Below are 24,142 nucleotides of genomic sequence, written 5' to 3'. Positions count from 1 at the left end.
ATATAATTAAAAAAATATATTAATCATAGTCTTATTTGGGCTATTTTAATATGAAACTTTTTTATAATATAGTCATTTGTTATTAAACTATTTTATTATTAATAAAAATGTATTTTTTTTGTTTTTATTTTATTTATCTGATATATAATAATATATAATTATATTTTGTTATTTATTTTGATTAAAGTGATATTTTGTGATCGCTTCTTGTAGACTGATCGCTTATTATATTATATTTTTATATATTGCTTACTTAATTAAATATTTTATTAATTAATGTTTTGAAAATAAAATAATATCTTTATATTTGCGCTGTGATATTTTGTACCACTGTTATGTTAACTTTATTATGAAAAAACGATCGTTTATTTTTCTTCTAGGATTATTTAGCGTTTTAAATCTTATGTTTGGGCAAAACAAGGTCGATGTTCTTGTTGTTGGTGGTGGAGCTAGTGGAGTGTCTGCCGGTATACAATTATCTAGAATGGGGGTTGAAACATTGATTATTGAGGATACCCCTTGGTTAGGTGGTATGTTGACTTCTGCCGGAGTGAGTGCAATTGATGGAAATTATAATCTGCCTGGAGGTATTTGGGGAGAGTTTAAATCACAGTTAGCGGATTATTATGGTGGGTTAGATTCTTTGAAAACAGGCTGGGTAAGCCATGTGCTTTTCGAACCTTCTGTGGGTCATCGTCTTTTTCAAAAAATGGTTTCTAGTGAAAAGTATCTTCAATTATGGCTTAATTCAAGTGTAGAACAAATCTCAAAAAAGAATTCAGGGTGGATGGTTAAGATTAGGTATAACCATGAGACCTTGAAAACGATTCATGCCAAAATTCTAATTGATGCAACAGAATTGGGAGATGTAGCCAAACAATGTGGGGTGAAGTACGATATTGGTATGGAAAGTCGAAATCTGACTAAAGAGGATATTGCGCCGCAGAAATCTAATACCATTGTACAGGATCTGACTTATGTGGCTGTACTTAAAGATTATGGAAAAGATGTAACGATTCCTAAGCCGGAAGGATACAATCCGTCGGTATTTGCTTGTGCTTGCGCTAATCCAATGTGTATTACTCCAAAAGAACCAGATCGTGTTTGGTCAAAAGATATGATGCTAAAATATGGGCGATTGCCTAATCATAAATATATGATTAACTGGCCGATAGAAGGTAATGATTATTATGTTAATCTCATTGAAATGAATGCTGATGATCGGGAGAAAGCCTTAGAAAAGGCTAAACATCATACGCTGTGTTTTGTTTATTTCATCCAAAAAGAGTTAGGATATAATACTTTGGGATTGGCTGACGATGAATATCCAACAGCCGATAAATTGCCTTTTATCCCTTATCATCGGGAATCCCGAAGAATTCATGGATTGGTCCGATTTGATTTGAACCACTTGACTCATCCTTATGATCAGTCTGATCCATTATATCGGACTTGCATTGCTGTCGGTGATTACCCTGTGGATCATCATCATACTCGTTATCAAGGTTATGAAGAATTGCCGAACTTATATTTTCATCCTATTCCATCTTATGGTTTGCCTTTGGGTACTTTAATTCCAAAAGGTATTGAAGGACTTATTGTCGCGGAAAAATCGATCTCTGTTTCGAATATTGTGAATGGAACCACTCGATTACAACCGGTTGTGCTTCAGATCGGTCAGGCAGCAGGTGCTTTAGCGGCTATTGCTATAAAAGATCGTAAGAAGATTAGAAACGTTGAGGTTAGAAAGGTTCAGAATGCCATCTTGGACGCTAAGGGGTATTTGTTGCCTTACTTAGATGTTGCGGTAAGCGATGTTAAGTTTAAAAGTTATCAACGTATAGGATCAACAGGAATATTGAAGGGAGTAGGACGGAATGTGGAATGGTCGAATCAAACTTGGCTTAGAAGTGATACCGTTTTGATAACTAATGAGTTGGATGGACTTTTTGAAATTTATCCTACAGCTAAAAAATGGCTATATAACAAAAGAGGGCAGACGATTACAATCAGTGAGGCAAGGGATTTGGTTGCTCAAATTGCTCTTCATGAAGGAGTAAAGATGAAGAGTTCGCTGAAAGCCATCTGGGAAAAATATGAATTAAAAGATTTCGATCTTAGTCGGCCGATTTTAAGAGGTGAAATGGCGGTGTTGATTGATCATTATTTAGATCCGTTTAATCGAAAACCTATCGGCATAAAAGGACAATTCATTCAATAAGTTAATCATAAATCGACTACTAGAACTAGAAACATCAAAATAAACTATGGAAACAAATAATCGCCGTGATTTTTTAAAGAAAGTGACACTTGCGGGTGCATCGGCTATATCAGCTTCTACGCTGCTGAAGGCTGAAGAATACAACGAAGGTTTTTTTTCAATGGAGAGTAAAGAGACGATCCACAATAAATTGATTGTACCTCCTAATAATGGTTTAAAGATTACGGGTACTTTTCTAGATGAGATTTCTCACGATATTCCTCATCAAAATTGGGGAGAAAAGGAATGGGATCTGGATTTTCAACATATGAAACGGATCGGTATAGATACCGTGATCATGATTCGTTCCGGTTATCGGAAATTCATCACTTATCCTTCGAAGTATCTTTTGAATAAAGGGTGTTATATGCCTTCTGTCGATTTGGTTGATATGTATTTACGTTTGGCAGAGAAATATAATATGAAATTTTATTTTGGGTTATATGATTCCGGACGTTATTGGGATACAGGCAATTTAAGCTGGGAAATTGAAGATAATAAATATGTGATTGATGAGGTCTGGAAAATGTATGGTGAAAAGTATAAGAGCTTTGGAGGTTGGTACATCAGTGGAGAGATTAGTCGCCAGACTAAAGGAGCAATCGATGCTTTTCATGCTATGGGAAAACAATGTAAAGAGGTGTCTAATGGATTACCCACCTTTATATCTCCATGGATTGATGGAAAGAAAGCCATTATGGGAACGGATAAATTGGCCAAGGAGGATGTTGTATCGGTTCAAGAACATGAAAGAGAATGGAACGAGATTTTCGATGGAATTCATGATGTTGTAGATGCTTGTGCTTTTCAAGATGGGCATATTGATTATGATGAATTGGATGCTTTTTTCACAGTCAACAAGAAGTTGGCTGATAAATATGGCATGGAATGTTGGACAAATGCAGAGTCTTTTGATCGTGATATGCCTATCCGCTTTTTCCCTATAAAATTCGATAAACTGCGTCTGAAGTTAGAAGCAGCCAAGAGAGCCGGATATGATAAAGCGATTACATTCGAATTTTCGCATTTCATGAGTCCACAATCGGCTTATCTGCAGGCCGGACATTTGTACGATAGATATAGAGAGTATTTCCAAATAAAATAAGGTGTATGAAATCGAATTTGAATATAGGCTATCTGATTTTTCTATCGGTAGTCGCTGCTATCGGTGGCTTTTTATTTGGTTATGATACTGCTGTGATATCGGGAACGATTGCTCAGGTGACGCAGTTGTTTCAACTAGATACGTTGCAACAAGGTTGGTATGTTGGTTGTGCTTTGGTCGGGTCTATAACCGGTGTTCTTTTTGCCGGTATATTGAGTGATAAAATCGGTCGAAAACGTACGATGATTATTTCGGCTGTACTCTTTTCTATCTCGGCCATTGGTTGCGCATTAAGTGCTAATTTTGATCAATTGGTGGTCTATAGAATTATTGGTGGGGTAGGCATCGGTGTAGTATCCATCATCTCGCCTTTGTATATATCGGAAGTTGCTGTTGCCAAATATCGTGGACGTTTAGTCTCTTTGTATCAATTGGCCGTTACTGTCGGCTTTTTAGGGGCATACTTAGTCAATTTCCAATTATTGAATTTTTCTGAAAGCGGTAGTGTGCTTCATGCAACTTGGATCAACAAGATCTTTGTCTCTGAAGTTTGGCGAGGAATGCTAGGAATGGAGGCATTGCCTGCACTTTCCTTTTTAGTTATTATCTTTTTTATTCCTGAGAGTCCTCGTTGGTTGATTGTACAACATCAAGAGACTTCTGCAATGGATATCCTAAAAAGAATCTATCGATCGACGGAACGGGCGACTGATCAGCTGAATGAGACAAAATCTGTCTTATCGGTTGAAACTAAATCTGAATGGAAACTCCTCATTCAACCGGGTATATTGAAGGCTGTGATCATTGGAGTCTGTATTGCTATTTTAGGGCAGTTTATGGGCGTAAATGCCGTATTGTATTATGGTCCTTCCATTTTTGAAGAAGCCGGGTTGTCCGGAGGCGATTCGTTGTATTATCAGGTTCTTGTCGGACTTGTAAATACCTTGACTACCGTACTTGCACTAGTTATTATTGATAAAGTCGGAAGAAAGAAATTGGTCTATTATGGTGTTTCCGGTATGATTATAGCCTTGTTATTGATTGGCTGTTATTTCATTTTCGGAGAAGGCTATGGTATCTCTAGTTTGTTTTTATTGATTTTCTTCTTGTTTTACATTTTTTGCTGTGCCGTATCTATTTGCGCAGTCGTTTTTGTACTCCTTTCTGAAATGTATCCAACCCGCGTGCGTGGACTAGCTATGTCTATCGCAGGTTTTGCTTTGTGGATCGGTACCTATCTTATTGGTCAGCTTACTCCATGGATGCTCCAAAATTTAACCCCTGCCGGAACATTCTTCTTGTTTGCTGTGATGTGTGTGCCTTATATGCTTATTGTTTGGAAACTTGTTCCGGAAACGACCGGAAAGTCCTTAGAAGAGATAGAACGTTATTGGAGCGATTCGAAATAGAAAAAAATGATCTTAATTAATTTAACACAAATATGGATTTAAAAAAGTTATCAGAACAATACCGGGATGAATTATTTCAAAATGTCCTTCCCTTTTGGCTTGAAAATTCTCAAGATAAAGAGTTTGGAGGTTATTTTACTTGTTTAGATCGTCAAGGAGAAGTCTTTGATACCGATAAGTTTATATGGCTTCAAGGGCGAGAAGTTTGGATGTTCTCAATGCTTTATAATCAAGTCGAGAAGCGGAAAGAATGGCTGGATTGTGCCATTCAAGGTGGAGAATTCTTAAAAAAATATGGTCACGATGGACAATATAATTGGTATTTCTCTCTAGACCGTACAGGAAAACCTTTGGTTGAACCTTACAATATCTTTTCTTACACTTTTGCTACCATGGCTTTTGGACAGCTAAGTCTTGCGACCGGAAATCAAGAGTACGCGGAGATTGCTAAAAAGACATTTGAGATCATATTATCAAAAGTGGATAATCCCAAGGGTAAATGGAATAAAATTTATCCGGGAACGCGACAGTTGAAAAACTTTGCGTTGCCTATGATTCTTTGCAATCTAGCCTTGGAAATAGAGCACTTACTTGATGAAGATTTCTTGAAAGAAACAATGGAAGTTTGTATTCATGAGGTTATGGATGTGTTCTATCGTCCAGATTTAGGAGGTATTATCATTGAAAATGTAACTGACTCCGGTGAACTATCGGATAGTTTTGATGGACGACTGGTCAATCCGGGTCATTCTATCGAAGCAATGTGGTTTATCATGGATCTAGGAAAACGTCTGAACCGTCCGGATCTTATTGAAAAAGCTAAGGATATCACCATAAAGATGATTGAATATGGTTGGGATAAGGAGTATGGTGGAATCTACTACTTCATGGATCGTCTAGGACATCCGACTCAGCAGTTGGAATGGGACCAAAAGCTATGGTGGGTTCATATTGAAACGTTAATCTCTCTTTTGAAAGGATATCAGTTGACCGGCGATGAGAATTGTTTAGTGTGGTTTGAGAAAGTGCATGATTACGTCTGGAATCATTTTAAAGACGAACAGTATCCTGAATGGTTTGGCTATTTGAATAGACAAGGGGAGGTCTTGTTGCCTTTGAAAGGTGGTAAATGGAAAGGATGTTTCCATGTGCCAAGAGGATTATATCAATGCTGGAAAGTTTTAGAGGAAATTCAAAAGAAATGAGATATAAACTATGAAAAACGAAAGACGTAATTTTTTAAAAGGAGCTTTAGCGGCTTGCTCGTTATTAGTTGGAAATAAACTTTTCGCTTTACCGGAGCATAGCTTTTATTCTAATGAAAATGAAGGCTTATTGGAGGATAACGCTTCATTCTATACTCCTGATATAATGAAAGGGATGCCTATTAAAGCGACATTCCTAGATGAAGTAAGTTGGGATATTCCTCATCAAAACTGGGGAGTAAAAGAGTGGGACCAAGATTTCAAAGCGATGAAAAAGATGGGAATCAATACGGTGGTTTTGATTCGTGCGGGATTAGGAAAGTGGATCTCTGCTCCTTATCAATCTTTATTGAAAACAGAAGATGTCTATTATCCGCCTGTGGATTTGGTTGAGATGTTCTTGACTTTGGCCGATAAATATAAACTCAATTTTTATTTTGGAATGTACGACTCCGGCAAATATTGGCAGGAGGGATTGTTTCAGAAAGAGATTGATTTGAATATGCGATTAATTGATGAGGTTTGGGCTAAATATGGTCACCACAAATCTTTCCAAGGCTGGTATTTGTCTCAAGAAATTAGCCGAAGAACCAAAAATATGTCTAAGATTTATGCAGAGGTTGGTAAGCATGCAAAAGCAGTATCAAACAACCTGACGACTTTAATCTCTCCCTATATTCACGGTGTTAAGACAGATCAGGTTATGTCTGGCGACAAAGCTTTATCGGTGAGAGAGCACCAAGAAGAGTGGGATGAGATCTTAAGTAATGTTCAAGGTGCAGTCGATATTTTAGCTTTTCAGGATGGACAAGTCGATTACCATGAATTATATGATTATCTCGTAGTCAATAAGGCTCTTGCAGATAAATATAATATGCGTTGTTGGACTAATCTGGAATCTTTTGATCGAGATATGCCTATTCGTTTCTTACCGATTAAATGGGATAAATTATTACTTAAACTTGAGGCTGCTCGTAAAGCAGGTATGGAGAATGCCATCACTTTTGAGTTTTCTCACTTTATGAGTCCTAATTCTGCTTATTTGCAAGCTGGACATTTATACAATCGGTATTGTGAACACTTTAAAATCAAAATCTGACGGACTTTATAATTTAGGATTGAACTCTTTTGAAATCCTATAATAACATTTGTTGATATAAACTTTAAATAAAAACAGTTAAAGATTTTATTTATCAATTCATTAATCTTAAAATCAATATCTTATGACTGATTCAAAGTCGAGGCTCCTAAAGCCTCAGATAGCAAAAGTGTTTTATTTTTTGCTACTTGCATTAGTGATGTGTTCTGCCAATGGATACGCTCAAAATGCAGTGAAAGGTACAGTGATTGACGGCACTGGGCAGCCATTGCCTGGAGTGAGTGTCGTTGTGAAAGGCACAGGTAATGGGACTATCACCAATGTGGATGGACATTATCTTATTAATGCATCATCTAAAGATGTACTTAATTTTTCGTATGTTGGGATGTTACCCCAAGAAGTTAAAGTGGCTGGTCGAAGTCGAATTGATGTGACAATGAAAGATGACGTCGCTTCTTTGGATGAAGTTGTTGTTGTAGGTTATGGTACGCAAAAACGTGCAAGTATTACCGGAGCAGTGTCAACAGTCTCTGACAAAGATATTTTAAAAGCTCCAACGATGAGTGTCAGTAATATTGTTGGATCACGTGTCGCAGGTATCTCCGCGGTGCAAGCGAGTGGACAACCCGGATCGGATGACGCAGCTTTAAAAGTGCGTGGTCAAGATGGTGCAATTTATGTTATTGATGGTATTAGGAGAACGGCTGCCGATTTTAACAATATTGATCCAAATGAGATTGAATCGGTCTCTGTCCTTAAGGATGCTTCGGCGGTTGCTGTATATGGTTTGGATGCTAGTGCTGCATTTATTGTAACAACGAAAAGAGGCAAAAATGAGAAACTTACGATTTCGTATACTGGCATGACAGGTATTAGTCAAAATGCTAATCAACAAAAATGGCTTGATGGCCCGGGTTATGCTTATTGGTATAATAAAGCCCGCAATATGGATGGTGATTCTGAGGTATTCACCTCTGAAATGGTTGAGAATATGCGTAACGGAACCAATGGATGGGGTAATACAAATTGGTATGATAAAGTGTTCGGTACTGGTTTTAAGCAACATCATAATGTTTCAGCAATGGGTGGTGGTGAGAAGGTCCATTTTTTTGCTTCATTGGGTTATTACAATGAAAAGGGTAATATAGATAATTTTGATTTTGATAGATTGAATTTACGTTCGAATATTGATGCAAAATTGACTAAAAACTTAACTTTCGAATTGGGGGTGTCTGGTCGTGTTGAGACCCGTAATGCGCCACGTTATTCTGCTAATCCTAATGATTGGTTAAATGTCCCTCAGCAAATTATCCGTGCATTACCTTATGCTCCTGAAACAATGGAAAAAGATGGTAAAACTTATTTTGTATCTACTCCTACTGCATCATCACCTGTAAACCCCTTGGGCGCTATTAATGAGTCTGGATATGCTAAATCACATCGAGCATATTTTCAGTCTACATTTAGTTTAAAATATGATGCTCCTTGGTTAAAAGGCTTGAGTTTTAAGTTTCAAGGTGCTTATGATTTAACTTATAATTTCACGAAATCGTTGTCTATTCCATTTAAAGCAATGGTTATGAATTTGCCTAATGCAAATACAAAAGAACTGACTTATTATTTAGGAAATGATGCTGCAGGAAATAATATAAATCTCAGTGAATCTGGATCTAGAGCTTATGATTTTACGACTCAAACCGGTGCTTATTATGATCATAAGTTCGGGAAACATGCTGTCAATGCAATGGTTTTAATGGAGATCCGTGAGAATAAGAGCAATGCATTAAGTGCTGCTGGCTCTGGATTGGATTTTATTCAACTTGATGAATTGGGACACATCACAAATCAGACAGGAAATGGGCAAGAGAAACAACCTACTATTGGTGGATATAGCGGTCATACGCGTGTTGGTGGATTTATTGGTCGTCTGAATTATTCTTATGATGATAAATATTTGCTAGAAGCTTCTATCCGTCGTGACGGTAGTTATTTGTTCGGGGGAATGAATAAGCGCTGGGTTACATTGCCCGGTTTATCGTTAGGATGGAGAATGAATAATGAGAAGTGGTTTAATTGGTCTTGGGTTAATAATCTAAAAATTAGAGGTGGAGTTGGTAAAACCGCTTCAAGTTTAGGCCTTAGTGCTTTTCAATGGACAAATACGATGAAGATTCAAAACAATGCAGTAATCATCGGTGGGGAGAGCCAAAGTATGGTTTATGCTGATGTTTTAGGTAATCCTACATTGAAATGGGCTGAATGTATGAATTATAACTTTGGTTTTGATGCTACATTGTGGAATGGATTGCTTGGTCTTGAATTTGATTTATTTTATAAATATGAATATGATAAGATTTCAACTGTAACAGGCTCATATGCTCCTTCTATGGGAGGATACTATTACAATTCAGGCAATGTTAATAAAGTTGATTATAAAGGATTTGATTTGACTTTTACACATCATAATAGTATCCGAGATTTCTCATATGGCGCGAAACTAATTTGGTCTTATTCTTATGGTAGATGGCTAAAATATGTTGGTGATGCTGAAAATGCTCCAGATTACTTAAAAGTTACAGGAAAACAAATAGGTGCAAAAATTGGGTTTTTAGATCAAGGTTTATTTCAAAGTGAGGAAGACATTGCCAATTCTGCAACTATACAAGGATCGTCTGTTCTTCCAGGATATATTAAATATGTGGATAGAAATGGTGATGGTGTGATTTCGTATGCTCAAGATAGAGGATATGTTGGCAAGAGTTCTACTCCAAAACATTCGGGATCTTTGAATCTATTTGGAAATTGGAAAGGTTTTGATTTTGACGTGCTATTTTCTTGGGGGCTAGGACACGATATCGCGTTGACGGGTATTTATACTTCTAGCGGATCTCAAGGTGTAATGGATAATACGGCTTACACAAAACCATTCTACCATGGTGGAAACTCTCCGGAATATTTAGTAGAGAATTCTTGGACTCCTGAGAATAAAGGGGCTGAATTTCCTCGCTTATCTCTAGTTACCGTAAGTTCGAATAATGCCTATTCTTCAACTTTCTGGTATAGAAATGGAGACTATTTGCGCATGAAAACAGCTCAAATAGGGTACAACTTACCAAAGAGATTGTTAAATCCATTAGGAGTAGACGGTCTTAGAATTTACGTTGAAGGATATAATCTATTTACTCTTAGTGGATTAAGTAAGTATAATATTGATCCGGAATCCCCAGCAGTTAACAATGGATACTATCCTCAACAAAGAACATTCTCTTTAGGTGTTAAATTGTCATTTTAAAATAAAATAGTATGAAAAAAATATTATATCATTTTGTATCTGCAATAACGATCATGTTGACACTTACATCTTGTAATGATTGGCTTGATCATATAAATCAAACCGATACTGTTAGTGATGAAATTATTTGGAGAGATGAATCTAGCATTAACCTGTATATAAATGGATTTTATACTTATCTACATAAGTATGGGCAGTTTGGAGATTACCAGTTTGGTGGTAGCTTTACTGAAAGTTTAACCGAAACATTTAAATATGGTTCATATGCATTGGGGCATAAAGCTGGACATCCAAATAATTATGTGATGAATCCAGAGGCTATAACATCTGCAGGATGTTTGTATAGCGTTTGGGGTACAGCTTATGGAAATATTCGCAGAATCAATCAGTTTATGGAGCTTCAAAAAAAATACTCAGCTTTTTCTGAAGAGAAAAATGCTGTATGGGAAGCACAAGCTCGTTTTTTTAGGGCATTTGTCTATTTCCAATTAGCTAAGAGACATGGAGGGGTTATTCTATATACCGATTTGAGTGTCACCAATAATAAAGCACGGAGTAGTGCAGAAGAAACCTGGGAACTTATTGCGAGCGATTTGGACTTTGCTGCAAAGTATTTACCGGAAACGTGGAATGCTGATCATAAAAACAGAGTCACTAAAGGAGCGGCTTATGCCTTGAAATCTCGTGCTATGCTTTATGCTGGGCGTTGGCAGGACGCTTATGATGCAGCGAATAATGTGATTGCTCTTAAACAATATGGATTAACTGATAGCTATAATGATGCTTGTAAGGGCAATAATAAAGAAGCTATTTTAGAGTTTGATTATTCTAAAATGGGTCCTAACCATAACTTTGATCAATCATATGTTCCTTTTTGTGATGGCTTTGAATATGGAGCGTTAGGAACGCCAACTCAAGAGATGGTTGAATCTTATGAGAAAATGGATGGAACAAAAATGGATTGGGCACCTTGGCATACTAAGACTTCAACTCCTCCTCCTTATGATCAATTAGAGCCACGTTTTAAAGCGACAATTATTTACAAAGGTTCCACTTGGAAAGGGCGAGTGATGGATTGTAGTGTAAACGGAACAAATGGAGAATTCATGGCCTATCGTGAACAACCATATTCATATGGAAAAACGACGACTGGCTATTTTCTAAGAAAACTTTTGGATGAGAAATTGATTGATGTGAAGAGTACAAAAAGTACTCAATCATGGGTGGAAATTCGCTATGCTGAGGTCCTTTTAAATAAAGCAGAGGCCGCTTTTCGTTTAAATAAGATAGGAGAAGCTCAATCTGCAATGAATGAAGTGCGCGCACGTGTTGGAGTGAATTTACCTCCTAAATCATCCACTGGTGAAGCTTGGTTTACTGATTACAGGAATGAGCGTAAAGTCGAATTGGCTTATGAAGGACATTTATTCTGGGATATGAGACGTTGGAAATTAGCAGATACGGCTTATACTGGTTATCGCGTTCATGGAATGAAAATCACAGGCAATACTTATGAGTATATTGATTGTGATTATCAAGATCGTAAGTTCTTGAAGAAATTATATGTTCTTCCAATACCTGATGATGAATTGAAGAATAACTCTCTGATTGAACAATATGACGAATGGAAATAAAATTTAAAAAAGAGAATACAATGAAACACTATTGTTTGTCATTTATAATAATTGCAGTCACTGTTTTATTTGCAGTGGCTTGTCAAAGCCCGGAAGATTTGACTCCTTCAATTTCGCGAAACGGAATAAATAGTATTACTGCTTCTTTTCCCGATGATGATAGTGATGAGAATACTTTTGGAAGTGAAATTAATTATGATAATCACATAATAAAAGTGGTTATTCCATACAACTATCCATTAACATCCAATAATGTGATGACTATGGATAAGTTGACTAGAATGCGAGTAAAAGCTAATTTGGATGATAATGTATCATTATCACCTGCATTATTATACTTGGATCTTTCTAAAGAGAATTATGTGACTTTAACGGATCAGACCAAACAAAAGGTTGTATATAAGATCGTTGCAGAGATCCGTAAGAGTAGTGCTTGTACGATTACTAAGTATGAAATTCCATCACTTGGGATTACTGGTGTTATTGATGAGAACAATAAGAAGATATCTTTAATCAGCGTTGATAATATTGGTTCTGTTTTAGCAGACATTACTTTATCACATGGAGCGACAGTTTCACCTGATCCGTCTAAACAAGCGATGAATTATGATGAAGGATTTGCAATAACCGTTACTGCACAGAATGGTACAGACAAGGCTACGTATACGATAAAGAAAGATATTCCTGAGAAAGTAGAATTGGGTATTCGTCCTAACAGTATGAAATTGCTTTGGGCTAAAAAACTCGTAGATCTAGGTATTACAACTAAGAATATGACAACCGGTATTGCTGCTGTTGACAATTTCTTAGTAATCAATACGCGTGCTGAAAATAGTCTTTATCTTGATGCAAAAACCGGATCGATTGTTGGTAATATTGATTTAGGATCTAACAAAGGAAGTTTAGTGAACTTCTATTCTACAGCTGATGCGGGTAATAATATTCTAATTTCTAATTTGACCCCTAATGCAGGACCAACATTCAATATTTACAAGATTGCAGGTGTAAATGGTACTGTCGAACCATTCATAAGTTATAATACAACTTTAGCTTTAGGGCGCAAGATCTCTGTTGTTGGTAATATTACGACCAATGCCATTATTACTGCACCGGTATATGGTTCTGCAGGAAATTTTGCACGCTGGCAAGTTACAGATGGAAGTCTTGTTTCTCAAACTCCGACGATGGTTACAGCAGCCGGTATCTCCAATTTTGGTAATAATGCCGATATTGTTTATACTGATCCAAAGAATATCAATAGTGATTACTTTGCTGCTTATTATGGAGCACCATATAAATTCGCATGGTATGATGGAACGACAAATGCGACCAAAGTCTTTAGTGATGCTGTTAGTTCGAATTGGATTATTAATGCAGCTGATTATATTGTCTTTAATAAAAATCCATACGCATTACATAATTCTGTAAATAGCTTTACTTGGGGAAGTGATGATAGTATTTATTTGTACGATTTGAATGGCAATTCATTGACTAGTAAAATTAAAGTTTGTGATTCTGGTGTATATGGAGCAAAAGCTTTAGGTGAACAGAATGCCAACGGAACTGGCGATGTCGCATTTAAAGCTTCTGCTGATGGATACTATTTATATGTGTATTTCATGTTTACAAACGGGTATGTGGTTTGTGTACAATACGATTGTATTGATATGTAGTAATTGATGAGACATACCCTATGTCTTAGACATAGGGTATGTCTCTTTTTAAATGAAGAGGTATGAAAAAGAAAAATAAAATATTGATTTTTTGTTTATTGGGGGTGATTTCATCTATCCTTTTTTCTTGTAGCAGTCCTTCGAAAAATTATTGGGTGGATGACAATGATGATGAGGTCGTAAAGAATGCAGATAAACCTCGCTATATTTGGGTTGATGCAGCTGCTAACTTTCCTGATTTTGCGAATAGTAAAGAAAATATTGCAAGAGATTTGGCTTTAGCAAAAGATGCCGGATTTACTGATGTTGTTGTTGATGTACGTCCGACAACTGGCGATGTGTTGTTTCAAACCTCTGTGGTTGATCAAGTGAAATTCATGTATGCATGGGTTAATGGGCAATACACTAAAATAGATCGTACTGCGACTTGGGATTATCTTCAAGCTTTTATTGATGAGGGACATAAGATTGGTTTAAAGATACACGCAGGGATGAATACATTTGCGGGTGGAAATACGATTAATGGTGGTACTGGTGTTTTGTATCGTGATCAGTCTAAACAAGCATGGGCAACACAAATGAATACGACTCAAGGCATTGTTAGCGTGATGAATACAGGAGAAAGTACAAAATTCTTTAATCCGGTAAATGAAGAGGTTCAAAATTATTTGTGTCGCATAATCACCGATTTGGCTAAATATGATTTAGATGGCATCTTCCTTGATCGAGGACGATTCTTAAATTTGCAAAGTGATTTTTCGGATTATACACGTCAGAAGTTTCAACAGTATTTAGGTAATGTGACTATTTCTAACTTTCCTGAAGATATTTTACCTATAAATTCAACAGGGTTGCCTACGAGCTATCCTAAGTATTTACTTAAATGGTTAGAATTTAGAGCTAAAGTCATTCATGACTTTATGGAAAAAGCTCGTAACGCAGTGAAGTCTGTGAATTCTAAAATTAAGTTCGGCGTTTATGTTGGAGGTTGGTATTCTACATATTATGAAGTTGGTGTAAATTGGGCAAGTCCTGCGTTTGAAACCTCTTCCAAATATAAATGGGCTACCCCTGATTATAAAAAATATGGATATGCCGATATGATGGATCATATGTTGATTGGGGCTTATGCTTCACCATTAAGGGTTACTGGAACGACGGAATGGACGATGCAAGGTTTTTGTGCTTTAGCTAAAGAGAAAATAAAAGGTGATTGTAAAATCGTAGCCGGCGGACCTGATGTTGGAAATTGGGATGCTAATAATCAAGCAACTGTAGAACAAGAGAATCAAGCGATAGTAAATTCTGTAAAGGCTTGTATGGATGTGTGTGATGGATATTTCTTATTCGACATGATTCATTTAAAACTAGCAAACCAATGGCAATATGCTAAAAATGGAATTCAAATTGCAATTAAATAAACCTATGACTTTTATGGTTGACTCTAAAACTAAAGCTCGACTAATAAATAGTATCATTTTATTAATGATGCCATTTATTTATGTACAAGCTCAATGTTTAACGATAGAAGGTCGTGTGATGTGTGGTCAAGAAGGAGTGGGTAGTGTTGTGGTCACCGATGGAACTCACTTTACTCAAACAGATCAAAATGGGAATTATCAGTTGTCCGTTACAGAAAAAGCTTCATTTGTTTATTTATCAACGCCATCTGGATATTTGCCTGAAAGGAGGGACAGTCGGCCGTTGTTTTTTCAAACGATTGATCGTCGTCAAATCAAGAAATATAACTTTAGATTAGAGCGTAATTCGAAGGATGATCGAAAGCACACGGTGATGGTTCATGCTGATCCTCAGTTATACAAATCCGGTAATTTAAATGATTATCAACGTATCTTAAGCGATTGCAAACAGTTTGCTAAGGAAAATAAAAGAGAGTTGTTTGGAATTGATTGTGGAGATTTAGTTGGAGATAAACCAGAATTGTATGAATCGTATATAACTGCTGTAGATCAATTGGATATTCCTTTTTATCGAGTCATGGGGAATCATGATATGACTTTGTATGGACGTTCTCACGAAACTTCGTATACTAAGTTTGAATCGTTATTTGGTCCTTCTTATTATTCTTTTAATAAAGGGAAAGCCCATTATATTGTGTTAAATGATGTGTTTTACTTGTCGCGCGATTATTTCTATGCCGGTTATATTGATGAAAGACAATTGGCTTGGTTGGAAAAAGATTTGTCGTATGTTGATAAGGACCACCTTATTTTTGTAGCTATTCATATTCCGACTAGACTAGAAGTGGGTCAGGTTGCTTTTGAATATTCTAATGCTAATATTGCCGGGAGAGTGAGTAATGCAGAATCGTTATATCGCTTATTGAAGCCTTATCGGGCTCATATTCTCTCTGGGCATACTCATTATAATAGAAATCTAGAACATTCAGATCGTTTGTTTGAACACATTACAGCTGCTATCTGTGGAACTTGGTGGCAAGGAGATGTTTGTTTAGATGGGACTCCTCAAGGTTATGGGGTTTATGAGGTGAATGATAATGATGTGACTTGGTTTTTTAAGAGTGCCGGGCATCCGAAAGAGTACCAGTTTCGGGCCTATCCTCTTGGGTGTTATACAGAATATCCTAACGACGTGATCGTGAATGTTTGGAATTGGGATGTCAAATGGAAGGTTGAATGGCTTGAAAATGGAGTTTTAATGGGTGATTTGTCTCGGATTAATGGCCATGATTTTGCAGCTAAGAAATTATGTGCAGATAAAGAAAAATTAGAATTCAAGTGGATCACTCCGATGACGAATGAGCATATGTTTCGAGCACCGATAAAGAATCAGAAAGCTTTAATAGAGATACGGGTAACGGATCGTTTTGGTAGGGTTTATCAATCAAAAGTCAATTAATCAAAAGAATGGATGCATATGGCACGATGGTTAAGTTTTTGGATTATTTTTTGTTTCTCATTGGAATTGCAAGCTAAGGTTGTATTACCTCCCTTCTTTTCAGACGGAATGGTTTTGCAGCGAAATGAAACAGTGAAAATATGGGGTAAAGCGATTCCTAATTTTAGAATAAAGGTTCAGACATCATGGGATAAGAAAACCTATTATGTTAAAACTGATTTCGATGGGCATTGGAGTGTAAAAGTACAAACGCCGGATGCCGGTGGTCCTTACACCATCGAATTAAAAGATAAAGAAAAAACGGTGTTGAGTGATGTCTTAATTGGAGAAGTATGGCTTTGTTCCGGTCAATCGAATATGGAGATGCCTGTGAAAGGATTTCGTGGGCAACCCGTGACTGATGCTTTGTCGACGATAACTTCCGCCTGCCCTAAACGTCCAATTCGCCTTTTTACAGTTAAACGTGCTTTTAATACCATGCCACAAGATACTTTGGTGGGTTGCTGGAAACTAAATGATCCTTCTAGTGTGGGTGAATTTAGTGCTACGGCTTATTTTTTTGGAGATATGCTTGAAAAGATGCTTGATGTTCCTATCGGCTTGATTCATGCCTCTTGGAGTGCTTCTAAGATAGAAGCTTGGATGGATAGGGCAACGTTATCGGACGTTTGCGATGTAAAGCTTCCCGATATCTCTCAGAAGGAATTTGGGTGGCCGGCCGGAACTCCTACACTCTTATACAATGCGATGATACATCCATTGATTGATCTCAAAATAAAAGGAGTCATTTGGTATCAAGGAGAATCTAACAGCGATAATCCTCAATTATACTCCAAATTGTTTCCAATGTGGATCAATCAATGGCGTCGTGATTTTCGATCGCCTAATCTACCAGTCTATTATGTGCAAATAGCACCTTATCAGGCAGAAGGTAAAGATCTGATTACGCGTGCCGTTTTTAGAGAGTCACAGTTGAAGAGCATGAAAGAGATTAAGAATGTTGGAATGGCTCTAACGACAGATGCCGGTAGCGAAACGTTTATCCATTCTCCGCATAAAAAGAAGATTGGTCAACGACTTGCTTTTTGGGCATTGGCAAAAACTTATGGAATATCGGGCATTAGTTATTGTGGTCCATTATATCATTCTTGTAAGGTAAAAGCAAATAAAGTGGAACTTTCTTTTGAATTTGGTGAAGAAGGACTTACTCCTGAAAATGAAGATATAGAAGGCTTTGAAATTGCTGGTCAGGATGGTTCGTTTTATCCGGCAAAGGCTAGAATTATTAATGGTTCATCACGGGTAGAAGTTTGGAATGATTCGATTACTGCACCTACAGAAATTCGCTACTGTTTCCGCAATTATAAAGAAGGTAATTTATGTAATAATGTGGGGCTTCCTACAGCTCCTTTTCGTATTCAGTTAAAGTAAAATAAGTTATGCGACAAATTATTAAGATAGTATTGTTTAGTTTCATTATACTTTTTGTAAATGATAGTCTGTTATTGGCTCAAGAGGCAGGTCTTAAACAAAAACCTGCTTTAATGTGGTTTGATGCGGAGGCTAACTTCGAGCGATTTAGTCACCCCGATTCGATTGATTTTTATTTAAATAAAATCAAGTCATTAGGTTTTACACATGCTGTTGTGGATATTCGTCCGATAACCGGTGAGGTGTTATATGATAGTCGGTTTGCGCCTAAAATGAAAGAATGGATGGGGTATCATCGATCAGATTTTGATTATCTGGGTTATTTCATAAAGAAGGGGCACCAACTCGGTCTAAAAATTCATGCGTCTCTTAATGTTTTTGTTGGAGGACACAATTATTATGATCGTGGACAAACGTATAGCGATCATCCGGAATGGGCCTCTATGGTATATGACCCGGAAAAAGGTCTTGTCTCTATCATGACCCAAAAAAAGAAATATTCTGCGATGATTAATCCCTCTCATCAAGGTTTTCAAACCCATATAATCAATGTTTTAAAAGAAGTTTCATCTAAGTATACTGATTTAGATGGTATTATGCTTGATCGTGTACGTTATGATGGTATCGCTGCTGATTTTTCAGAACTGTCTAGAAAAAAGTTTGAAGCTTACATTGGTCAATCATTGAATCGTTTTCCTGAAGATATCTTTGAATGGGAAAGAGATGCCAATAATAAGAATTCTTTTCATGTGAAGCGTGGTGCGTATTTCTTGAAATGGATTGAGTGGCGCACTAAAGTCATTACGGATTTTATGGCCTTAGCACGTCGGGAAGTAAAGGCTATTAACCCGAATATATCCTTTGCGACTTATACTGGTGCATGGTATCCATCTTATTATGAGGTTGGCGTGAACTTTGCAAGTCGTACTTATGATCCAAGTCAAGATTTTGATTGGGCAACTAAAGAGTATAAAAAATATGGATATGCAGAGCTTCTGGATCTTTATACAACAGGTAATTATTATACAGATATAACGATTAAAGATGCTCTAAAAAATAATAAGAGTGTTTGGAATGAGACAGATAGTAAGGCTCATAAAGGAACGTGGTATTCCGTTGAAGGTTCGTGTGAGAAATTAAGATCGATCTTAAACCAAAATCAATTTATAGGAGGAGTATTAGTCGATCAGTTTTATAATAACCCGTTTAATCTCACCAAATCTATTGAGATGAATCTAAAGAAGTCGGATGGGTTAATGCTTTTTGATATTGTTCATGTGATACAGAAAAATCTATGGAAAGAGGTTGAAGCCGGTATGATAGCAGGAGGACAATTACCATCGAAGGTGACGTCCAAACCTAAAGTGATGTGGTTAGATTGTTCGGCTAATTTTGAACGATTTAGCTATCCGGATTCTATTCGTTATTATGTGGATAAATGTGCTGAGATTGGAATAACTCACTTGGTTCTTGATATTAAGGATAATAGTGGCGAAGTCTTATATCCAAGTAAATATGCCATGCAAAAGAAGAATTGGAAAGGCTTTGATCGTCCGGATTTTGATTTTATAAATACGTTTATTGAGGCAGCGCAAGCACGTTCATTGAAGATCTTTGCGGCATTGAATGTCTTTTCAGATGGGCAAGGCATTTTTAAGAGAGGGTATGTTTACGATAAACATAAAAAGTGGCAAGGCATCAACTATGTTCCAGGTAAAGGTTTGGTTCCTGTCACAGAAATTCCCAATAAGGGCAGTCTTTTTTTGAATCCGGGATTAGAGGCCGTTCAGAACTATGAGCTCAACATTATAAAGGAAGTGACTTCAAACTATTCTTTTGATGGAATAATTCTTGATCGTGCCAGATACGATTGTATTGATGCTGATTTTTCTATGGAATCTAAAAAAATGTTTGAGAAATATATCGGTCGTAAGTTGACTAGATATCCAGAAGATATTTATGAATGGCGTCCTAATGATAAAGGATCATTCGATCGAGTGGCCGGTCCGTATTACCATCAATGGATCGAATGGCGCGCTTCTGTTATTTATCATTTTATGAAGGAGGCTCGTGACATTATAAAGTCATGTAAACCTAATTGTTTATTTGGGGCCTACACCGGTGCTTGGTATCCTAGTTATTTTGAGGTTGGCGTCAATTGGGCGAGTCGCACATATGATGTCAGTAAAGACTTTACTTGGGCTACTCCAAACTACATGAATTATGGTTTTGCCGAACTTTTGGATTTCTATACAAATGGTAATTATTATTGGAATGTAACGCTAGCTGAATATCGCACTTCCAATGGCATTTATAAAAATGAAACAGACAGTCAGTTTTCTTCTGGAGAACATCTCTGTGTAGAGGGAGGATGCCAGTATTCAAAATATTTATTGAAAGGGGCAGTTCCTGTGTGCGGTGGATTGTATGTTGAAGATTATAAGCAAGATGTCACACAATTTAAGAATGCGGTCGAGATGAGTTTGAAAGCGTCTGATGGAGTGATGATTTTTGATATTGTGCATATTATACGGAATGGTTGGTGGAAAGAATTGCAAGAAGCTATAAAATCATCATCTGCATATGAAAAATAGAGCTTATTCTTTGGATGCATTCAGAGGATGCGCTATCATTTTAATGGTGCTATCGGGTACAGTGGCTTGGGGAGTGCTTCCTGGTTGGATGTATCATGCTCAGGTAGGGCCAAGATCTAATTTAATTTTTGATCCAAGTATATATGGCATCACTTGGGTTGATCTGGTTTTCCCATTTTTCCTTTTTGCCATGGGGGCTTCTTTTCCTTTTTCTATTGGGAATAAATATAGAAATGGGGTTTCAAAATTGAATCTACTGAAGGATATTTTCTTGCGAGCCATACGACTCACATTTTTTGCAATATTCATTCAACACATGTATCCTCATGTGACGTCTTCTCCGGAGACTGCTTATTCATGGTGGTTGGCCATATTAGCTTTTTTGTTAATGTTCCCAATGTTTATGAACATACCTTATCGAATGCCTAACAGCGTTAAGATCGCAATGAAAGTCGTGGCTTATGGGTTGGCTATAGCGATATTATTCAATGTGTCTTATGCAAATGGAAGAGTGTTTAGCTTATCCTATAGTAATATCATTATTCTTGTTTTAGCAAACATGGCTCTTTTTGGAGGAATCATTTATTTGTTTACCATTAAGAATAATTGGGCTCGAATAGCTGTATTGCCTCTTTTAATGGCTATATTATTAAGTAGTAACACTGAAGGATCATGGGCTGAATTTATTTTTAAGTTCTCGCCATTACCTTGGTTTTATCAGTTTAATTATTTGAAATATTTATTTATTATTATTACTGGTTCGGTTGCGGGTGAGTATTTGTATCACTGGTTACATCACCTTCCCAAAGACGAATCATCGTCTTTGGGAAGAACTTATCTTAGTGGTATTTCTCTCTTGTGTATCTCGATTATATTGGTTAATGTGTATAATCTGTATATGCGTTATTTGGTTCTTAATGTAGTTGTCACTATACTTTTACTAGGCCTCCTTTATTGGCTTTTGAAGAGAAAACACGAACATGTGATCTATTGGAGGAAAATGTTAGCATTTGGAGCTTATTTACTGTTGTTGGGACTCTGTTTTGAAGCTTTTGAAGGAGGAATACGAAAGGATCATGCTACATTTAGTTATTATTTTGTGACTTCTGGTTTGGCTTTCATTGCAATGATTGCATTCTCAATATGGTGTGACATTTATAAAGTGAATTTCCTAACAAAGCCTTTAGTTTACGCAGGGCAAAATCCAATGATTGCGTATGTTACGCCTCAATTGGTCGTTATGCCAGTTTTAAAATTGACGGGTTTATCAGCCTATTTGACTTTATTAGAAAGTAATGCTTGGTTGGGTTTCTTGCGAGGAGTTATTATTACATTGCTTACCGTACTCATTACTTTTATCTTTACTCGTTTAAAATGTTTTTGGCGTACATAAATAACCTTAAAAAAAAATAATATGAAGACAACTCGATTTAATTTTGTATTTTTATTTTTTCTTTTAGTCAGTGTTTTGTCGTCTTGTGGTGAGAAATATACAGAACACGAATGGGAATGGAATGATGAGAAGAAAGATAAGAACCCTAATGTGGTAGAGCTAGGGTGGATCCCGGAGACTTCTTTTGGAGAATTGCCAGATTATCTTAGTGTGTATAAAGCTCCTGATCTGTTAAAAGGCAAAAAAGCTGTGGCTTACATTGCTATAGCCGACATGAATAAGGCTTCCTTTTCCGTTTTGGGGGAGAGTAAAGGTTATAAAACTCCTGCTCAATTTTATGCTCAAGAATCATTACCCATTATTATGAATGCAGGCTATTTTTGGGATGGTTCATCATTAAGTTTAGTTTGTCGGGATGGTAAAGTCATTTGTCCGAATGTACAAACGGCCTCTAAAGATTGGGTCACAATATATTATCCGACCCGCGGATTCTTGGGGCTGATGAATGATGGAACTTTTCAAGTGGCATGGAGTTATACGGCTAGTGATGCAACTTACGTATATCCTATACCATCTGACAATAAGTTCGGCGATACTCCCAAACCGGTTCCTTCGTCGACTTATCCTGCTGGTGGTGGGGTGATAAATGCTCATACAGCAATTGGTGGAGGCCCTGTCTTATTGAAAAATGGTGAGATTAAAAATCATTATGATAAGGAACTTCTAGAAATCAGTGCGGCATCCAGTCAACCTCGTTCGGCTGTTGGGATAACTAATGATAAAAAGATGATCTTTTTTGTTTGTGAAGGTCGTAACATGACCCCTAGTGTTCCTGGATATACAACAGCAGAGGTCGCTGAGATTATGCAATCATTGGGATGTACTGATGCTATTAATCTTGACGGAGGTGGCTCAAGCTGTATGTTAGTCAACGGAAAAGAAACAATTAAACCTTCTGATGGAAAACAACGTTTAGTAGTTACTGCAATAGGATTGAAATAATTAATTTTTTTTATAATAATAGATTATAGTTATTACAAATAGAGATGAAAAAAATATTTTTTTGCGGAATCTTTATCCTTCTTTTTATGTCACATTATGATGTTTATGCCCAAACTAAATATTATAATGCAGATCAGTTTCTTTTATTAGGCAAGGGGGTTAGTGAAACATCTACCAGATATGAAAGATTGCCTGATTCTTTGAAATCTATCATTCGTGAGCGACTTTGGGAACTTAGTCAGAATACAGCCGGCATGAGTATTCGCTTTTCTTCTAATTCTACCACCATTTCAGCAAAGTGGGTGGCTCGTTTTAATAATTCCATGAATCATATGACGCCGACTGGGATAAAAGGACTTGATTTATATTGTTTGGAGAAAGGCAAGTGGCGTTTTGTCAATAGTGCTCGACCTACAGGCAAATCTAATCAAGCAACCATTGTTTCGAATATGTCTCCGGAGGATCGTGAATATATGCTTTACTTACCTCTTTATGATGGGATAACTTCCCTGTCGATTGGCGTCGATTCGCTCTCATCAATTTCTAAACCTAAAACAGATCCTTTTAGTAAGAAAAAACCGCTTGTCTTTTATGGGACGAGCATCTTGCAAGGAGGGTGCGCCTCCCGTCCTGGTATGGCGTCAACGAATCAAATAGGACGTCGTTTAAACCGCGAAACGATTAATTTTGGTTTTAGTGGTAATGCTTTTTTAGATTTGGAGATTGCTCATTGTATGGCTGCAATAGATGCTGATGCTTTTGTATTAGACTTTGTCCCAAACGCTTCGGTTGAGCAGATGAATGAACGTGCGGTTAATTTCTATACTATATTAAGGAATAAACATCCATACACACCTATCATATTTATTGAGGATCCTATATTTACTCATACTTATTATGATCAAAGAATAGCACGGGAGGTTCAACGTAAGAATAAGGCCATTAATAGTTTCTTTGATTCATTGAAAAAGAAGGGCGAAAAGAATATTTATATGATATCTTCTAAAAAGATGTTAGGAGATGATGCAGAGGCTACAATTGATGGTATTCATTTTACCGATCTTGGTTTCATCCGTTATGTTGATCTCATTTTGCCTTATCTTGAAAAGGTTTTAAAATAGAGTCATTAATATACAGACAAACGATATGCAGTTCAGATCTTTTT

At 36.8% G+C, this 24,142-nt stretch carries 15 protein-coding genes; all 15 read left to right on the top strand.

Features of this window, described 5'->3' with window-relative positions:
* The first annotated feature begins 403 nt into the window (after positions 1-403).
* The 15 genes from AC4PG5_RS06005 to AC4PG5_RS05935 all read left to right on the top strand — a co-directional run bounded on the left by AC4PG5_RS06005 (position 404) and on the right by AC4PG5_RS05935 (position 24,098).
* Entirely contained in the window at positions 404-2,221 is a 1,818-nt protein-coding gene (locus AC4PG5_RS06005; protein ID WP_492030511.1) for an FAD-dependent oxidoreductase, read from the top strand.
* 46 nt (positions 2,222-2,267) lie between these two features.
* On the top strand, positions 2,268-3,365 hold the full coding sequence (locus AC4PG5_RS06000) for a DUF4434 domain-containing protein (protein WP_492030510.1): 1,098 nt from the start codon (positions 2,268-2,270) through the stop codon (positions 3,363-3,365).
* Between the two features lie 5 nt (positions 3,366-3,370).
* Positions 3,371-4,774, top strand: coding sequence for a sugar porter family MFS transporter (locus AC4PG5_RS05995; RefSeq protein ID WP_492030509.1), 1,404 nt, complete (start codon positions 3,371-3,373; stop codon positions 4,772-4,774).
* Between the two features lie 32 nt (positions 4,775-4,806).
* Positions 4,807-5,979, top strand: coding sequence for a n-acyl-d-glucosamine 2-epimerase (locus tag AC4PG5_RS05990; RefSeq protein ID WP_492030508.1), 1,173 nt, complete (start codon positions 4,807-4,809; stop codon positions 5,977-5,979).
* 10 nt (positions 5,980-5,989) lie between these two features.
* Positions 5,990-7,078 carry a DUF4434 domain-containing protein gene (locus AC4PG5_RS05985; protein ID WP_492030507.1) on the top strand — a complete coding sequence of 363 codons (1,089 nt, stop codon included), beginning with the start codon at positions 5,990-5,992 and terminating at the stop codon, positions 7,076-7,078.
* 199 nt (positions 7,079-7,277) lie between these two features.
* A complete protein-coding gene (locus AC4PG5_RS05980; protein ID WP_492030699.1) occupies positions 7,278-10,370 on the top strand; it encodes a SusC/RagA family TonB-linked outer membrane protein in 3,093 nt (1,030 codons plus the stop codon).
* An 11-nt stretch (positions 10,371-10,381) separates the two neighbouring features.
* Positions 10,382-12,004, top strand: coding sequence for a RagB/SusD family nutrient uptake outer membrane protein (locus tag AC4PG5_RS05975; RefSeq protein ID WP_492030506.1), 1,623 nt, complete (start codon positions 10,382-10,384; stop codon positions 12,002-12,004).
* Positions 11,995-13,677, top strand: a complete 1,683-nt coding sequence (locus AC4PG5_RS05970) for a DUF5018 family protein (protein ID WP_492030505.1) — start codon at positions 11,995-11,997, stop codon at positions 13,675-13,677. Before AC4PG5_RS05975 ends, AC4PG5_RS05970 begins: the two co-directional genes overlap by 10 nt.
* 62 nt (positions 13,678-13,739) lie before the next feature.
* Entirely contained in the window at positions 13,740-15,098 is a 1,359-nt protein-coding gene (locus tag AC4PG5_RS05965) for an alpha amylase family protein (protein ID WP_492030504.1), read from the top strand.
* Positions 15,099-15,162: 64 nt separating this feature from the next.
* Positions 15,163-16,557: a calcineurin-like phosphoesterase C-terminal domain-containing protein gene (locus AC4PG5_RS05960; protein WP_492030503.1), complete on the top strand. Its 1,395-nt coding sequence runs from the start codon at positions 15,163-15,165 to the stop codon at positions 16,555-16,557.
* An 18-nt stretch (positions 16,558-16,575) separates the two neighbouring features.
* Entirely contained in the window at positions 16,576-17,988 is a 1,413-nt protein-coding gene (locus AC4PG5_RS05955; protein WP_492030502.1) for a sialate O-acetylesterase, read from the top strand.
* A gap of 8 nt (positions 17,989-17,996) precedes the next feature.
* Positions 17,997-20,582 carry an alpha amylase family protein gene (locus AC4PG5_RS05950; RefSeq protein ID WP_492030501.1) on the top strand — a complete coding sequence of 862 codons (2,586 nt, stop codon included), beginning with the start codon at positions 17,997-17,999 and terminating at the stop codon, positions 20,580-20,582.
* The gene (locus tag AC4PG5_RS05945; RefSeq protein WP_492030500.1) at positions 20,572-21,975 is read left to right on the top strand and encodes a DUF5009 domain-containing protein; all 1,404 of its coding nucleotides are present in this window, start codon (positions 20,572-20,574) and stop codon (positions 21,973-21,975) included. Before AC4PG5_RS05950 ends, AC4PG5_RS05945 begins: the two co-directional genes overlap by 11 nt.
* Positions 21,976-21,996: 21 nt before the next feature.
* On the top strand, positions 21,997-22,977 hold the full coding sequence (locus tag AC4PG5_RS05940; RefSeq protein ID WP_492030499.1) for a phosphodiester glycosidase family protein: 981 nt from the start codon (positions 21,997-21,999) through the stop codon (positions 22,975-22,977).
* A gap of 44 nt (positions 22,978-23,021) precedes the next feature.
* Positions 23,022-24,098 (top strand): SGNH/GDSL hydrolase family protein, encoded by a 1,077-nt coding sequence (locus AC4PG5_RS05935; protein ID WP_492030498.1) that lies wholly within the window; start codon positions 23,022-23,024, stop codon positions 24,096-24,098.
* The last annotated feature ends 44 nt before the right edge of the window (positions 24,099-24,142 follow it).

The organism is Bacteroides sp. QWL-09 (assembly GCF_058683585.1).
Note: the sequence above shows the minus strand (reverse complement) of the source record. Positions and strands in the feature narration are given on the sequence as shown.

Coding starts and splice junctions, on each gene's coding strand:
- AC4PG5_RS06005 (WP_492030511.1), top strand. CDS start 404: ATGTTTGGGCAAAACAAGGTCGATGTTCTTGTTGTTGGTGGTGGAGCT.
- AC4PG5_RS05955 (WP_492030502.1), top strand. CDS start 16,576: ATGGCACGATGGTTAAGTTTTTGGATTATTTTTTGTTTCTCATTGGAA.
- AC4PG5_RS05980 (WP_492030699.1), top strand. CDS start 7,278: ATGTGTTCTGCCAATGGATACGCTCAAAATGCAGTGAAAGGTACAGTG.
- AC4PG5_RS05940 (WP_492030499.1), top strand. CDS start 21,997: ATGAAGACAACTCGATTTAATTTTGTATTTTTATTTTTTCTTTTAGTC.
- AC4PG5_RS05975 (WP_492030506.1), top strand. CDS start 10,382: ATGAAAAAAATATTATATCATTTTGTATCTGCAATAACGATCATGTTG.
- AC4PG5_RS06000 (WP_492030510.1), top strand. CDS start 2,268: ATGGAAACAAATAATCGCCGTGATTTTTTAAAGAAAGTGACACTTGCG.
- AC4PG5_RS05985 (WP_492030507.1), top strand. CDS start 5,990: ATGAAAAACGAAAGACGTAATTTTTTAAAAGGAGCTTTAGCGGCTTGC.
- AC4PG5_RS05950 (WP_492030501.1), top strand. CDS start 17,997: ATGCGACAAATTATTAAGATAGTATTGTTTAGTTTCATTATACTTTTT.
- AC4PG5_RS05995 (WP_492030509.1), top strand. CDS start 3,371: ATGAAATCGAATTTGAATATAGGCTATCTGATTTTTCTATCGGTAGTC.
- AC4PG5_RS05990 (WP_492030508.1), top strand. CDS start 4,807: ATGGATTTAAAAAAGTTATCAGAACAATACCGGGATGAATTATTTCAA.
- AC4PG5_RS05945 (WP_492030500.1), top strand. CDS start 20,572: ATGAAAAATAGAGCTTATTCTTTGGATGCATTCAGAGGATGCGCTATC.
- AC4PG5_RS05970 (WP_492030505.1), top strand. CDS start 11,995: ATGGAAATAAAATTTAAAAAAGAGAATACAATGAAACACTATTGTTTG.
- AC4PG5_RS05960 (WP_492030503.1), top strand. CDS start 15,163: ATGATGCCATTTATTTATGTACAAGCTCAATGTTTAACGATAGAAGGT.
- AC4PG5_RS05935 (WP_492030498.1), top strand. CDS start 23,022: ATGAAAAAAATATTTTTTTGCGGAATCTTTATCCTTCTTTTTATGTCA.
- AC4PG5_RS05965 (WP_492030504.1), top strand. CDS start 13,740: ATGAAAAAGAAAAATAAAATATTGATTTTTTGTTTATTGGGGGTGATT.